Below are 14,633 nucleotides of genomic sequence, written 5' to 3'. Positions count from 1 at the left end.
TGGGATATTAGCTCAGTTGGTTTAGAGCGCTGCCTTGACAGGGCAGAGGTCACTGGTTCGAATCCAGTATATCCCACTTCCTTTTCCACATTGATTTTGATAGCTAAAGGTATTTCAAAGAAGTTCCAAAATTCTTTCCAAGGCCATTCCCCTAGAACCTTTTATAAAGATTATGGAACTATCGATTTCAACCGTTTGAAGATGGTGTTTTAAATGTTCAAACGATTCCACTTTTTTGAATTTGCTTTTCACTTTAAAGAAATTTCCGCCAATAAGATATACGTTTTTGAAACCTAGTTCCTTGGTCAAATCCGCTATTTTTTGATGCTCCTCGGGTGCACTTTCTCCAAGTTCGAACATATCGCCTAAAAAAAGAATTTTGTTCCCAGTGAACATCCTAGAAAAGTTTTGTATAGCTGCAGCCATACTTGTTGGATTGGCGTTATATGCGTCCGTGAATAATTTTGTGACCCTTACGTTCAATAATTTGTGATCTATTGTTAGATGGAATATAGCTTTCAATACCCTCTTTTATTTTTTCCAATCCCACATTAAAATATTTGCCCATAATGATTGCGGCACAGCAGTTGGTGAAGTTATACTCGCCTATAAGCTGCGTCGATACGGTGGTTTTTTCGAAATTTACAACTACAAACGGATTTGCTTCTACTAAGGAAATTGGATAGAATTTGGAATCAGTAGTGCTGAATCCGTATTTTTTGATGTAGTCTTTGAGTTTCTCTTTTTGTATGGGGTCATCGGCGTTCATAAAGACTCCTTTATTGTTCTCAATGAGGAAATCATATAATTCGCTTTTACCTTTTATAACCCCTTCCACACCGCCGAAACCTTCCAAATGTGCCTTCCCAAAATTCGTAATGTATCCAAAATCTGGTTCTGCTAAGGAGCATAAAAAAGCGATTTCTTTTTGGTGATTCGCTCCCATCTCTACAATCGCAATTTCAGTGTCTTTTTTAATGGAAAGTAATGTCAGGGGAACCCCAATATGATTGTTAAGATTTCCGTAAGTGGCCACTGTGTTATATTCTTGGGATAAGACGGCGTTTATGAGTTCCTTTGTCGTGGTTTTGCCATTGCTACCCGTTAGGCCAATAACTGTTGCTTTGGAAAATTTTCTATGAAAATTTCCTAATTCTTGGAGCGTTTTTAGGACATCATCTACTAAAATTTTTTGATTCCCGGAAGACTTCCCTTCATCAATTACGGCATACGATGCTCCTTTTTTTAAGGCTTCATCAGCGTATTTGTTTCCATTGAAATTATCACCTTTAAGCGCAAAAAAAATATCTCCGGATTTAATTTTTCCGGTATCCGTACAAATACTTGGGTAGTTCAGAAAAATCTCGTGCAGCTCATTTATTTTCATGAACTCGAAGATAAAAAAAAGCCCTTTATGAAAAGGGCTTTTATATTATGTGCTGGTAAGAAAAATTATTTTGCTTTTTTTCCTCTTACTGTTTTGTTTTTAGTCTTTGATTTAGATCCAACTCTAGACATTGCACACCTAAAACCAATATAATCCGTTGCCATATACTGTGGCAAATATCTTCTTTGTGCAGGGTCTAACCAATATGCCCTATCTCTCCAAGAACCTCCTTTGTAAACTCGTACTTCGTCGTTTATAAGAGAAGTTCTATTGTTGGACTGGTCATATTGTCTTATCAAGTTTCCAGTAGAATCCCTCTCAACTTTGTGTTTTGGAGAATTATACATGGTTTGCTTAGAGTTTTCTTCCTCATCACTAAATCTGTCAAAGAACCTGGAAGATCCCGGGTCTCCATCTCTATAACCTCTGTTGTCGCTTGAAGAGAAATTGGTTCTTAAGTAGGTCTCCTCCTCGTCGATAGGAACCATTTTTATTTCACCCGGAAGATTTACGGCCACAACTTTTCCATTTGGTAAAGTATCGTATACGATAGAATCCCTTAGAATATTTACTTTTCCATCTTCCCCTATGGCGGTTTTCATGTAAATGTTACCTCGGTAATAGTTAAAATCACTTATTTCATCATCAACTATAGGTCGGTAAACATCGGCTACCCATTCTGCTACGTTACCTGCCATGTCATACAGACCTAAGTCGTTCGGTTTGTAAGACATAACTTCGGCAGTAATATCCGCACCATCGTCAGACCATCCTGCAATTCCGCCGTAATCACCTTTACCTTGTTTAAAGTTGGCCAATTGGTCACCTCTACCAACCCTTTGTCCATTTCTGGTATAATCTCCTTCCCAAGGATATTTTTTTCTTCCTCTATAGTTGTTATACTCTCTTTGACCAACCTGGGCCTGTGCCGCATATTCCCATTCCGTTTCCGTTGGAAGCCTATATTCCGGCATGATTACTCCGCTGCTTCTTTTGGCAAAGGCAGGGACACTATCCTTTTTCATTTTACCTTGCAGGGAATCAATTTGTCCGTTATAAACGGACTCAGGTCGGTTCAAATAAGCTTCTGTGCTAAATGTACCCGCAACCTCTCCATTTAAGGCTTGGTATTTTGCGTCTTTGGCCAAATATCCTTCCCTTTCCAACATAATTTCATTCACTCGGTCAGTTCTCCATTCTGCGAACTGGGTTGCTTGAATCCAGTTGACACCAACTACCGGATACTCTGCATATGCAGGATGTCTCAAGTAGTTATTGGTCATAGTTTCATTAAATCCTAACCTGTTTCTCCAAACCAAGGTATCGGGTAGTGCACCTTTATAAATATTTGCATATTTAGGATTTTCAGGTGGATAAACACTTTTTAGGTAATCCAAATACTCCGGATACATCACATTGGTAACCTCGGTCTCATCCATGTAAAAGGATTGAACATGTTGTGATGTTGGTGTGTTGTTCCAATCATGCATCACATCATCTTGTACCTTTCCCTTAGTAAAGGTCCCTCCTTCCACAAATACCAGTCCCGGAGCGGTTTCTTGCTCTTTAAAATCGGTATTATATTGAAAACCACCTTCCTTTTCATTTATCTTCCAACCTGTAGCTCTAGACACATTTTTGGAGGATGTAGATTTGGAACAGCTGGTAACTGTAAAACCTCCCGCAATTACGGTGCATGAGAGTACAACTTTAATAAACTGTTTTTTCATAATTAGGACTTGAGTTCAATCTGTTTAAACTAATAGTTTGCTAGTCTAATTTGATTTGGATTTTAATTAAATTTTATCGCTTTCGCTGGTTAAAACGATGTTTTGATTATTATATTTCATCGATTAAAATATTTTTTATGTAATTCTTTTCTATGAGGGATAACGCACCAAATGCGGATATAGTATATTCGTGGCATAACATAAAGGAAGAATTTAGATGCCTAATTCTCGATTACTTTAAAAAAAAACTAAAAATATATCCTTAAGGTGCAAGATAACGTTGAAAACAGCGTTTACATATAAAATTAAGGGGAATAAAGATTTGAAATACTAAATTGGCCCACTTTATATCAACTATTGAATTAATGAAAAAAGTCATTTTTATTTTAATGCTCGTGTTATTGGTAAAAGCCAATGCACAGGAAGATCAACGAGTAATAACCACTGCGATCCCATTTTTGACTATTGCTGCCGATGCCCGTTCCGCGGGTATGGGAGATATGGGGGTTGCAACCTCAACGGATGCCTTTTCCCAGCAATGGAATCCCGCTAAATTTGCTTTTGCAGAAAGAAAAATGGGAATAGGGGTAAGCTACACTCCTTATTTGGAAAGTATTATAACAGATATTTCCCTTTTAAACGGTAGTTATTACAATAAAATTAATGAGCAAAGTGCTTTTGCAGTTAGCTTAAGGTATTTTACCTTGGGTGAAATAGAACTTCGACAATTTGCCAATGATCCAGGTACTTTGGCAAAACCTAACGAATTGGCGTTGGATGGATCTTATTCCCTAAAATTGAGCCCAACATTTTCCATGGCGGTAGCGGGTAGGTACATACGTTCAAACTTACGATTGCCCCAACAAAGTGGCTCGGTAGATTCCCAAGCGGCTAGTTCCTTTGCGGTAGATGTTGCCGGTTTCTATCGTTCCAGGGAAATTGCCTATAATAACTTCGATGGTCGTTGGAGGGCAGGTTTCAATATTTCCAATATTGGGGGCAAAATGCAATATGATGAAGGTGGCCAGGAAAACTTTTTACCTAGCAACTTAAAATTTGGAGTTGGGTTTGATTTTATATTAGATCAGGACAATCTCATAGGAATCACTTCTGAATTTAATAAATTGTTAGTTCCTACCCCTAAAGACCAAAATGGTGACGGTGTAATCGATTCCGCGGATAATGATATTTATCAGAATGAGAGTGGCTTTAGCGGTATCTTTGGTTCTTTTGGGGATGCTCCTGACGGTTTTAGTGAGGAATTAAAGGAGTTTACATGGGCTTTGGGAGCAGAATATGTCTATCAAGATGCCTTTATGGTAAGGACAGGATATTTTAATGAAAGCGAATTAAAAGGGTCTAGAAAGTTTTTTACCCTTGGGGCTGGATTCAAGTTCAAATCCGCACAAATTGATCTTTCGTATTTATTCTCTACCTCTCAAGTGAGAAACCCATTGGAAAACACTTTGCGTTTTGGTTTAACGTTTAGTTTGGGCGAGGAATTTTATAACGATTAAGGAAGAACACAAAATATCTGAAAACCCGCAGTTAGCGGGTTTTTTTGTTTCGTATCTTCACAATTCAAATCAATCCTATGGCGAACAGACTAAAAATTAGTTTTGATATCATTGTGTATGATTCATTGGATGAGTTACCTGAGAACGATAAAATCTTAATTGAAAAATCTAGGGAAGCCAAGGAAAATGCCTACGCCCCCTATTCCAATTTTCAAGTAGGAGCAGCATTGGAAATGGGCAATGGGGAAATTGTGATAGGAAGTAACCAGGAAAATGCCTCTTATCCATCTCGGACTATGTGCCGAGAGAGTGGCGGTATTTCATGCTGGGGCGAAATTCCCAAATATTAGTATTAAGGCACTGGCTATAACCGTTTCTTCCACAATTAAGGAAATTACAGAACCTGCAGCGCCATGTGGAAATTGTCGTCAAGCTATTTTTGAGTACGAGTTTAAGCAAAAATCGCCTATTAGAATATTAATGATGGGTGCTAGTGGTAAGATCATTGAGTGCTCCTCTATATCCGATATTTTGCCTTTGGGTTTTGATAATTCATATTTAGGATAAAAATAGATTCTTAATACCCCTTTAAAACACGGAAATTTCATTTTTTGTTAAGGGTGTAATTTCTTCTTGCTTTTATTTCTATTATTTTTATCCATTCATTTATATGTGTATTTTTGTTCTCTTGTGATGTACTTCTTGAACATTGCTTTTGAGTCCGACTAATTTGTATTAAATTTTTAAATCGATGGAAAAAATCACCAAGGAAACTTATTTGAAATGGTACGAGGACATGTCGTTTTGGCGTAAGTTCGAGGACAAGCTTGCAGCAGTTTACATCCAGCAAAAAGTAAGAGGTTTTCTTCACCTATATAATGGTCAGGAAGCGGTTTTGGCGGGAGCCTTGCACGCTATGGACTTGACAAAGGACAGAATGATCACAGCCTATAGAAATCATGTACAGCCTATAGGAATGGGGGTGGATCCTAGAAAAGTTATGGCGGAGCTTTATGGGAAAGTTACCGGAACTTCCAAAGGTATGGGAGGGTCCATGCACATATTCTCCAAAGAACATCGTTTTCATGGAGGGCATGGTATAGTGGGAGGTCAGATTCCACTGGGTGCAGGAATGGCATTTGGGGATAAGTATCACGGAAGCGATGCCGTTACGTTATGTTATATGGGTGACGGAGCCGTAAGGCAGGGTTCTCTTCACGAGACTTTTAACTTGGCAATGCTTTGGCAACTACCTGTAGTTTTTGTTTGTGAGAACAATGGGTATGCTATGGGAACATCCGTAGCAAGAACCTCTTTTTCTACAGATATTTGGAAATTGGGCTTGGGTTATGAAATGCCTTGTGCACCGGTAGATGGAATGAATCCCGTTACCGTGGCCCAAGAAATGAGCAAAGCCATCGAAAGGGCTCGTTCCGGCGGAGGTCCAACTTTCCTTGAAATGAAAACATACAGATATAGAGGACATTCTATGTCGGATGCGCAGCATTATAGAACTAAGGAGGAGGTTGAGGAGTATAAAAAAATTGATCCAATAACCCAGGTTTTGGATATTATCAAAGAGAAAAAATACGCAACGGACGAGGAAATCAAGAAGATAGATAAAAGGGTCAAGGATTTGGTCAAGGAATGCGAGGAGTTTGCTGAGAAATCTGATTACCCACCCGTACAGCAATTGTATGATATGGTATACGAGCAAGAAGATTTTCCATTCGTTCAACATAAATTGTAATTAAATGGCTGAAGTAATTAACATGCCGCGACTAAGCGACACCATGGAAGAAGGTACGGTCGCAAAGTGGTTGAAAAACGTAGGAGATAAAGTAGAAGAAGGTGATATCTTGGCCGAAATTGAAACGGACAAGGCCACTATGGAATTTGAGTCTTTCCATGAAGGTACCTTGCTTCATATTGGTATTGAGGAAGGGGATGGAGCTCCTGTTGACACTTTATTGGCTATTATAGGAGAAGAGGGAGAAGATATTTCCGCCCTGTTGAATGGTGGTGGAAGTTCAGAAAAGAAAGAAGAAAGTTCAGAGGATAAAGTAGAAGAAGCAACTAATGAATCTTCTAATGATGAAGTCACTGAGGGGGATGAGGCTTCGGAGGAGAAATTCCTGAAGGAGTGGAAATAGTGAAGATGCCACGACTTAGCGATACCATGGAAGAAGGAACCGTGGCCAGCTGGCTAAAAAAAGTGGGTGATGATGTTGAAGAAGGGGATATTCTTGCTGAGATTGAAACCGATAAGGCTACGATGGAATTTGAATCATTCTATTCCGGAAAGTTATTATATATAGGTATACAAGAAGGAGAATCTTCTCCGGTGGATGCCGTTCTAGCGGTAATTGGACCAGAGGGAACAGATGTTGATGCTGTTCTAAATGCAAAACCAGGAGCCAAAAAAAGCGCTAAATCCGAATCCAAGGAAGCGGAAACAAGTAAGTCTTCAGAATCCAAAAAATCATCTAGCGAGGATACTGGAACATCAACATCAGATGGCAACCGTATTTTTGCATCTCCACTTGCCAAGAAAATAGCCGAGGATAAAGGTATTGACCTGTCCAAGGTATCAGGTTCTCGGTGACAATGGTAGAATCATCAAAAAGGATATTGAAAATTATAAACCTTCGGAAGCCGCTAAATCGACTCCGGAGGCTGCAAAAACTGAAAAAGCTACAAGTTCGCCAGCTGTATCTATGGCAATTCCAGCTGGTGAAGAAGGTGTTGAGGAAACCAAGAATTCCAATATGCGTAAGGCTATTGCCAAGGCATTGGGTAATTCTAAATTTACAGCGCCTCATTTTTATTTGACCATTGAGGTGGATATGGATAATGCCATCGCCTCTCGCGCACAGATAAACACTTTGCCGAGATACAAAGGTGTCTTTTAACGATATGGTTTTAAAGGCTTGTTCTATGGCATTAAGAAAACATCCTCAAGTAAACACTACTTGGAACGGTGATACCACCAAACAGTACAAACATATCCACATGGGAGTTGCCGTAGCAGTAGATGAGGGATTGGTAGTACCTGTTATAAAACATGCAGATTTGCTTGGTTTGACCCAAATAGGTTCCGCCGTTAAAGAATTGGCCGGCAAGGCAAGAAATAAAAAGATAGCCCCTTCTGAAATGGAAGGTAGCACTTTTACGGTGTCCAACTTGGGTATGTTCGGTATACAGGAATTTACATCCATTATCAATCAACCAAATTCAGCTATTCTATCAGTTGGTACCATCGTGGAGAAACCAGTAGTTAAAAATGGTGAAATAGTTATAGGGAACACCATGAAATTAACCTTGGCATGTGACCATAGAACTGTAGACGGTGCCGTGGGAGCCCAATTTTTACAAACTCTTAGGTATTATGTTGAAAATCCTGTAACTATGCTTGCATAGTCATAATTACAAATAAGCACATAAAAGCATCTCTTTTAGGAGATGCTTTTTTTATATTTATGATTATAACTCCATGATATGAAATTCTACCTAAATTTTCTTCTTGTATTTGTATTGATTTCTTGCGGTTCAAAAAAGATAACTAATGAAACCGTTTTAAATCCTGATGATCCGGATGGACTAAAGGGAAGAATGGTTTCGGATAATATCAAAGAGGATACAAAAATTGAGGATAACGATAACTCTAGCGACATCCTTTTCTCTACGGCAGATAATATGGCGTCCCTCATGGAATATTTGGCTTCTGATGAATTGGAGGGAAGAGGTTCCGGAAGCGAAGGGATTTCGAAAGCGGCAGAATTTATTGAGGGGATTCTTAAAAATAATGGAATTGACCCTTATTTTGAATCCTACAGGGATACTCGGAAAATTATGAGGGCATTGCCTATAACGTAGTGGGAGTATTGGAAGGAACTGATCCTAATCTAAAGAAAGAATACTTGGTTCTTGGTGCACACTATGATCATTTGGGAATAGTCAACCCGGAGAATGGGGATGCTATTGCCAATGGTGCTAACGACAATGCTTCGTGGACCTCCACTTTGTTGGAACTTGCCGGATATTTTGGTAAGGAAAAATCCAATAAAAGAAGTCTCATTTTTGCTTTTTTCAGTGCAGAGGAAAAGGGACTTTTAGGGTCACGGCATTTGGCCAAAATATTAAAGGAAGAGGGATTGGACCTGTATGCAATGCTTAATTACGAAATGGTTGGTGTTCCAATGGTCGGAAAGGACCATTTGGTGTATTTAACAGGATATGAATTAACTAATATGGCGGAAGTAAGTAATTCTTATGCTGGAGAAAAGGTAGTGGGGTTTTTGCCACAGGCTAAAGAGTTCAATCTTTTTAAAAGGTCTGATAATTATGCATTCTATCAAGAGTTCAATATACCCTCTCAAACTTATAGCACCTTTGATTTTACAAATTTCCCATATTATCATAAAGTGGACGATGAACCCGCCGAAATGGATTTTGAGCATATGGCTAATGTTGTGAACAAAATGATTCCTATTGTAAGAGGTATTGCAAATTCAACTGACAGGGAAATAAAATATAATTAATGGCAAACGTAATTGTTACGGGTTCAAGCCGAGGTATAGGTTTTGAATTGGCGAAACTTTTTGCCAATGAAGGGCATACCGTTTTGGCACTTTCCGTAAATGATGAGCCTATTCGAAATTTAAAGAATACATCTATAAAGACCTTTCCGTTTGATCTGACACACTCTTCTGACTTTGAAAAACTGGAAGACTTTATTAAAAGAGAATGGAAAAAAGTTGATATTTTAATCAATAATGCAGGAGCCCTCTTGAACAAACCTTTTTCTGAAACCTCACTGGCGGAATTTAAAAGGGTATACGACGTTAATGTTTTTGGCGTAGCGGCCATGACCGGAATGGTAGTTCCATATATGCCAAAAAATGGTCATGTAGTAACAATAAGTTCAATGGGTGGTGTTCAGGGTAGTATGAAGTTCCCCGGACTTTCTGCATATAGTTCAAGTAAGGGTGCTGTTATAACACTTACTGAATTGCTGGCCGAGGAATACAAAGAAACAGGACCTTCCTTCAATGTCTTGGCCTTGGGAGCTGTACAAACGGAAATGCTTGAAGAAGCTTTTCCAGGCTATAATGCTCCCGTTACCGCTTTGGAAATGGCGGCCTACATTAAGAATTTTGCACTTACAGGGTATACGCTTTTTAATGGTAAGTTGATTCAGGTTTCCAATTCTACTCCTTAGTCAATTGATAAGGGGTATCTGTAATTTTTTCCATTTTTATTAATAAAGTTCATTGTCCACAAATTCTTATTTTTTCGGGTATTTTTGTTTTAATGGAAGAGGTATTGGGTAAATATTTGCCGGAAAGATCAGTCGACCCTTGTTTACAGCTAATAAAGGTCAATGGGGTGCACCTTAAAATTGTTAACGAAAGGGTTACCGGACATGGTGATTACAGACGACTACCGGATGGCAAACACTTAATTACAGTTAATGCCACGCTTAATAAGTATCGGTTTTTGATTACACTAGTACATGAAATTGCGCATTTGGTGGCTTTTGAAAAATATGGTCGCAGAATCAAACCACATGGGTTGGAATGGAAAAGAACTTTTCAGTTTTTAATGTTACCTTTTTTACGACCGGAAATTTTCCCCTCTAAATTATTACCACTATTGGCCATGCACTTTAAGAACCCTAAAGCGAGTAGTAGCACGGATGCACGACTTTCCATTGCATTACAGCAATTTGATAAGCAGGAAAATGACAAGACCTATGTTTTTCAATTACCTTTCGGAAGTATTTTTAGATTATACAATGGCAAGCTTTTCAAAAAAGGGAATAAAAGAATAAAGAGATTTGAATGTATTGAGGTTAAAACGGGAAGAGTATATCTTTTTCAACCCAATGCCGAAGTAGAACTTATAAATAGTTAAGATGAACAAAAATTATTATGCCGTTTTGATGGCTGGTGGTGTCGGTTCAAGGTTTTGGCCTATTAGTACATCCGATTATCCCAAGCAGTTCCATGATATGCTTGGAACTGGGGATACGCTTATTCAAAAAACCTTCCAAAGACTGAACAAATTTGTTCCAACTGAAAATATTTTAATTCTTACGAATGAACGATATAATGACTTGGTGCTGGAACAACTGCCCATGGTAACCCAAGAACAAGTTGTATTGGAACCTGCCATGCGAAATACAGCTCCCTGTATTTTATATGCCGCATTAAAGATTCAAAAAATGAATCCGGATGGAGTAATGATCGTCGCTCCCAGTGACCATTGGATTGAGGATGAGGATGCCTTTGCCGCTGACGTTACCGCTTGCTTTGAAAAATGTAATAAGGAAGATGTATTATGCACTTTAGGCATTAAACCGACTTTTCCAAATACAGGTTTTGGATATATCGAATTTGATAAATCCGATGAAAGTCAAATTAAGAAAGTCAATCAATTCAGGGAGAAACCGGATTATGAAACAGCAAAGGAATTTTTATTCCAAGGCAATTTTTTGTGGAACGCCGGTATTTTTATGTGGAGCGTAAAAACGATTGTAGCTGCTTTTAGTGAATATCAACCCATTCAATTTAATCTTTTTAATGGGGGGCTTACTTATTTAAACACTTCCAAGGAAAAAGACTTTATCGCGGAAAATTATCCGAAAGCTGAAAATATATCCATCGATTATGCTATTTTAGAAAAATCCAGTGCTATTTATGTGTTGGAAGCTACTTTTGACTGGAATGATTTAGGTACTTGGGGGTCATTATTCGATAAGTTGAATAAGGACAATACGGGGAATGCGGTAGTGAATTCTAAACTTTTGGCAGAGGACGCCACGGGCAATATGATTCGTACACCAAAGGACAAAATAGTTGTTGTTGACGGTCTTAAGGATTACATCATTGTGGATAAGGAAGAAGTACTTTTAATTTATCCAAAAGCAAAAGAGCAGGATATAAAAAAGGTGTTAAATTCGGTTAAGAAAAATTTTGGTGATAAGTACGCTTAATTATGCAGGATAAATTTGGTCAGGACAATGTTACCCCAACAGATAATACTCCGAGATAGCGGAGATGAGGTAAAAAAGGATTTTCAGGGACTCTTAGGAAGTGTAAAGAAGTTTCTTTCGGAATTATTGGACATACGGACCAATACTGATCAGGATGCCACTAAGGAAGCAATTATTGCCGACATACCTTTCAAGGGACACACTTCTTGGATTCTTATCTGTTCCATTTTTATTGCATCTATTGGTTTAAATGCAAATTCCACGGCGGTTGTTATTGGTGCCATGTTAATTTCTCCATTGATGGGCCCAATTTTGGGCATTGGTCTTTCCGTAGGTATCAATGATTTGGATACTTTGAAAAGGTCCTTAAAGAACTTTGGGGTCATGGTGGTTTTGAGTGTATTGACAGCATTTCTCTTTTTTAGGTTTTTTCCTTTACGCGACGAATCTTCCGAACTATTGGCGAGAACCGCCCCGGATATCCGTGATGTTTTGATCGCTTTTTTCGGTGGTTTGGCATTGGTGATAGCGAGGGCCAAAAAAGGAACAATTGCCAGTGTAATTTTTGGGGTGGCCATCGCGACAGCTTTGATGCCCCCTTTATGTACCGTAGGTTTTGGTCCGGCAATTGGCAATTTGGATTACGCTAGCGGTGCAATGTATTTATTTACCATCAACACCATATTTATAGCCTTGGCCACGTTTTTGGTCATCAAGTTATTGCGTTTTCCCATGGTACGCTACGTAAATTCCAAAAGGCGCAGATTAATCGCACGTTTGGCTTCTTTAGTAGCCATTGCCGTAATGATTCCTGCTGGTATTACGTTTTGGAATGCATTACAGGAATCTCTTTTTAGGAAACAGGCCAATATTTTCATAGATGAAAATGTAGTGCCCTATCAATTTTCCGGTCAGGGAAGATTCTTGGAGGATTTTACTGATTTGGAATATAATAATGGCGAAAATTCGATCATAGAATTGGTGTTTATGGGAAATGAGGCTATTCCGGATAATATTATTGCAACCTGGAGAGCTAAATTGGAAGATAATCCAAGGTTAAATGAAACTGATTTGCAAATCATTCAAGGAGGTCAGAACGAAGAAATTAATCAGTTGAAATATGTAAACGAACTATATGAGACCCAAAAAAATCAACTGAATAGCAAGGATGAAAAAATCGCCTTTTTGGAAGGGGAATTAACTAGATTAAGTAAAAGTGCTGCGGGACAGATACCCTTTAAGGAAGTAAGTCTCGGAGGCCAAAACAAATTATGAAAACCTCGCACGACTTGGTTATTCTTATTTAATTGCTACCGATTTCGAAAAGACCGATACAATTCCTGTTTTTGAGATTACTTGGAAAAAAGAGGCCGAAGAAACCGAGACCGTAAAAGATGCGCAAAAGTTGTTGGATTGGTTGAAGCTTCGATTGAACAATCCTAAAATTCAGGTAAAGGAAGTAGTTGCGGATTAATTCCGCTCCTCGATATACATCTGTCTTACTTTTTTAAAAAGGTCGGAAGAATAAACGAAATTGGTAACCGCTTCATTATCGGTTTTAAATATTTCGTTTTTTGTTCCTTCCCATTCCTTTAGTCCATCTTTAAGAAAAAGGATTTTTTCCCCTATTTGCATAACCGAATTCATGTCATGGGTGTTTATGACCGTGGTAATATTGAATTCTTCGGTAATTTCTTTAATTAGGTCGTCAATTAAGATAGCTGTTTTTGGATCCAACCCGGAATTGGGTTCGTCACAAAACAAGTATTTAGGATTCATAACAATGGCCCTGGCAATAGCTACGCGTTTTTGCATTCCACCTGAAATTTCTGCTGGAAATTTATTGTGGGCATCCACCAAATTGACCCGTTTTAGGATCGTATTTACACGGTCATCCATTTCTGATTGTGATTGCTTGGTAAACATTTCCAACGGAAATTTAACGTTGCCCTCTACGGTCATACTATCAAATAACGCGCTTCCCTGGAAAACCATACCCATTTCCTGTCTAAGGTCTCTTTTTTCATCTTCAGTAAGACTTGAATATATCTTACCATCGTAAACAATGGAGCCTTCTTCCGGAGAAAATAAACCCAAGAGGCACTTGAGAAACACTGTTTTGCCTGAACCACTTTGTCCTATTATCAAATTGGTTTTGCCATGTTCAAAAGTGGTTGAAATTCCCTTTAGAATATGGGCATCACCAAATGATTTATGTATGTTGTTCACTTCGATCATTAGCCAAGCAGAAGTTGGGTTAGCAAATAGTTTAGAATAATGATTACTACACTTGTCCAAACGAAGGATGTGGTACTCGCTTTTCCAACTTCAAGTGCCCCACCTTTCATATAATATCCATGAAATGAGGGAATAGTGGCAATAATAAAAGCAAAAATCAAGGTTTTAATAAAGGCATAGGCAATATGGAAGGGAATAAAATCGGTCTGTAATCCGGTTACAAAGTCGGTACTTGTTAAGAAGCCTCCAAAGACTCCCGCCAGCCATCCTCCGAAAATACCCACATACATGGAGATAGCTATTGCAAAAGGATAAAATAGCATGGCTATAATTTTCGGAAATACAAGGTAATTAAGTGAATTCACCCCCATCACTTCCAATGCGTCGATTTGTTCGGTTACCCTCATGGTACCAATACTCGAGGTAATATAAGAACCTACTTTTCCGGCCATTATAATGGAAACAAACGTTGGTGCAAATTCCAATATTACCGACTGTCCGGTAGCAAAGCCAATCAGGCTTCGGGGATTATTGGGTTGGTAAGGTTAAGTGCCGTTTGTATAGCTACCACGGCTCCAATAAAAAAGGAAATGAATATAATAATGCCCGTAGATCCGTATACCAATTCATCTATTTCCTTTAATATCAAAGACTTCATTATACGCCATTTGGTTGGCTTTTTAAAAACCTCTACTACCATCATGGAATAGCTGCCAATCGACGCTAAATAGTTCATTCTCTAAAAATAGATTTCTTATCGTAAA

Annotated in this window: 10 protein-coding genes, 1 tRNA gene and 4 pseudogenes; 11 read left to right on the top strand and 4 right to left on the bottom strand. The window is 38.5% G+C overall.

The genetic code is table 11. The annotated features are described in order from the left end of the window. Window position 1 precedes the first annotated feature (1 nt). Window positions 2-76: transfer RNA gene (locus NYZ99_RS15050), tRNA-Val, on the top strand. A gap of 38 nt (window positions 77-114) precedes the next feature. On the opposite strand, the pseudogene NYZ99_RS15045 reads toward NYZ99_RS15050, so the two are convergent. Both NYZ99_RS15045 and gldJ read right to left on the bottom strand, forming a co-directional pair. Further along, window positions 115-1,387: pseudogene (locus NYZ99_RS15045) on the bottom strand (UDP-N-acetylmuramoyl-tripeptide--D-alanyl-D-alanine ligase). 65 nt (window positions 1,388-1,452) lie between these two features. After that, complete coding sequence (gene gldJ, locus NYZ99_RS15040; RefSeq protein ID WP_260572052.1) at window positions 1,453-3,117, bottom strand: gliding motility lipoprotein GldJ; 1,665 nt, start codon at window positions 3,115-3,117, stop codon at window positions 1,453-1,455. A 365-nt stretch (window positions 3,118-3,482) separates the two neighbouring features. Between gldJ and porV the strand changes: the two genes are divergently transcribed. The 10 genes and pseudogenes from porV to NYZ99_RS14995 all read left to right on the top strand — a co-directional run bounded on the left by porV (window position 3,483) and on the right by NYZ99_RS14995 (window position 13,105). Further along, window positions 3,483-4,634 (top strand): type IX secretion system outer membrane channel protein PorV, encoded by a 1,152-nt coding sequence (porV, locus tag NYZ99_RS15035; RefSeq protein WP_260572050.1) that lies wholly within the window; start codon window positions 3,483-3,485, stop codon window positions 4,632-4,634. Window positions 4,635-4,711: 77 nt separating this feature from the next. Continuing rightward, a complete protein-coding gene (locus tag NYZ99_RS22145; protein WP_338039046.1) occupies window positions 4,712-4,984 on the top strand; it encodes a cytidine deaminase family protein in 273 nt (90 codons plus the stop codon). A 401-nt stretch (window positions 4,985-5,385) separates the two neighbouring features. After that, window positions 5,386-6,384, top strand: a complete 999-nt coding sequence (gene pdhA / locus NYZ99_RS15025; RefSeq protein WP_260572048.1) for a pyruvate dehydrogenase (acetyl-transferring) E1 component subunit alpha — start codon at window positions 5,386-5,388, stop codon at window positions 6,382-6,384. A 4-nt stretch (window positions 6,385-6,388) separates the two neighbouring features. Next, window positions 6,389-8,054, top strand: a pseudogene (locus NYZ99_RS15020) (pyruvate dehydrogenase complex dihydrolipoamide acetyltransferase). A 78-nt stretch (window positions 8,055-8,132) separates the two neighbouring features. Continuing rightward, complete coding sequence (locus NYZ99_RS22140; protein WP_338039045.1) at window positions 8,133-8,510, top strand: hypothetical protein; 378 nt, start codon at window positions 8,133-8,135, stop codon at window positions 8,508-8,510. Then, the gene (locus NYZ99_RS22135; RefSeq protein WP_338039044.1) at window positions 8,510-9,175 is read left to right on the top strand and encodes a M28 family metallopeptidase; all 666 of its coding nucleotides are present in this window, start codon (window positions 8,510-8,512) and stop codon (window positions 9,173-9,175) included. Before NYZ99_RS22140 ends, NYZ99_RS22135 begins: the two co-directional genes overlap by 1 nt. Further along, on the top strand, window positions 9,175-9,855 hold the full coding sequence (locus tag NYZ99_RS15010) for an SDR family oxidoreductase (RefSeq protein ID WP_260572046.1): 681 nt from the start codon (window positions 9,175-9,177) through the stop codon (window positions 9,853-9,855). Before NYZ99_RS22135 ends, NYZ99_RS15010 begins: the two co-directional genes overlap by 1 nt. A 92-nt stretch (window positions 9,856-9,947) precedes the next feature. Then, window positions 9,948-10,550 carry a SprT-like domain-containing protein gene (locus tag NYZ99_RS15005; protein WP_260572044.1) on the top strand — a complete coding sequence of 201 codons (603 nt, stop codon included), beginning with the start codon at window positions 9,948-9,950 and terminating at the stop codon, window positions 10,548-10,550. Window position 10,551: 1 nt separating this feature from the next. Further along, window positions 10,552-11,631: a mannose-1-phosphate guanylyltransferase gene (locus tag NYZ99_RS15000; protein ID WP_260572043.1), complete on the top strand. Its 1,080-nt coding sequence runs from the start codon at window positions 10,552-10,554 to the stop codon at window positions 11,629-11,631. A 2-nt stretch (window positions 11,632-11,633) separates the two neighbouring features. Then, window positions 11,634-13,105 (top strand): annotated as a pseudogene (locus NYZ99_RS14995) (DUF389 domain-containing protein). Here NYZ99_RS14995 and NYZ99_RS14990 read toward each other — a convergent pair. Together NYZ99_RS14990 and NYZ99_RS14985 are read right to left on the bottom strand one after the other, a co-directional pair. Then, on the bottom strand, window positions 13,102-13,869 hold the full coding sequence (locus tag NYZ99_RS14990) for an ABC transporter ATP-binding protein (protein ID WP_260572039.1): 768 nt from the start codon (window positions 13,867-13,869) through the stop codon (window positions 13,102-13,104). The pseudogene NYZ99_RS14995 and the gene NYZ99_RS14990 sit on opposite strands and share 4 nt — an antisense overlap. Further along, window positions 13,869-14,605: pseudogene (locus NYZ99_RS14985) on the bottom strand (MlaE family ABC transporter permease). The gene NYZ99_RS14990 and the pseudogene NYZ99_RS14985 overlap by 1 nt, the downstream one beginning before the upstream one ends. Window positions 14,606-14,633: the final 28 nt, after the last annotated feature.

Origin of the sequence: Maribacter litopenaei, assembly GCF_025244665.1 — a bacterium.
GTDB lineage: Bacteria > Bacteroidota > Bacteroidia > Flavobacteriales > Flavobacteriaceae > Maribacter > Maribacter litopenaei.
Note: the sequence above shows the minus strand (reverse complement) of the source record. Positions and strands in the feature narration are given on the sequence as shown.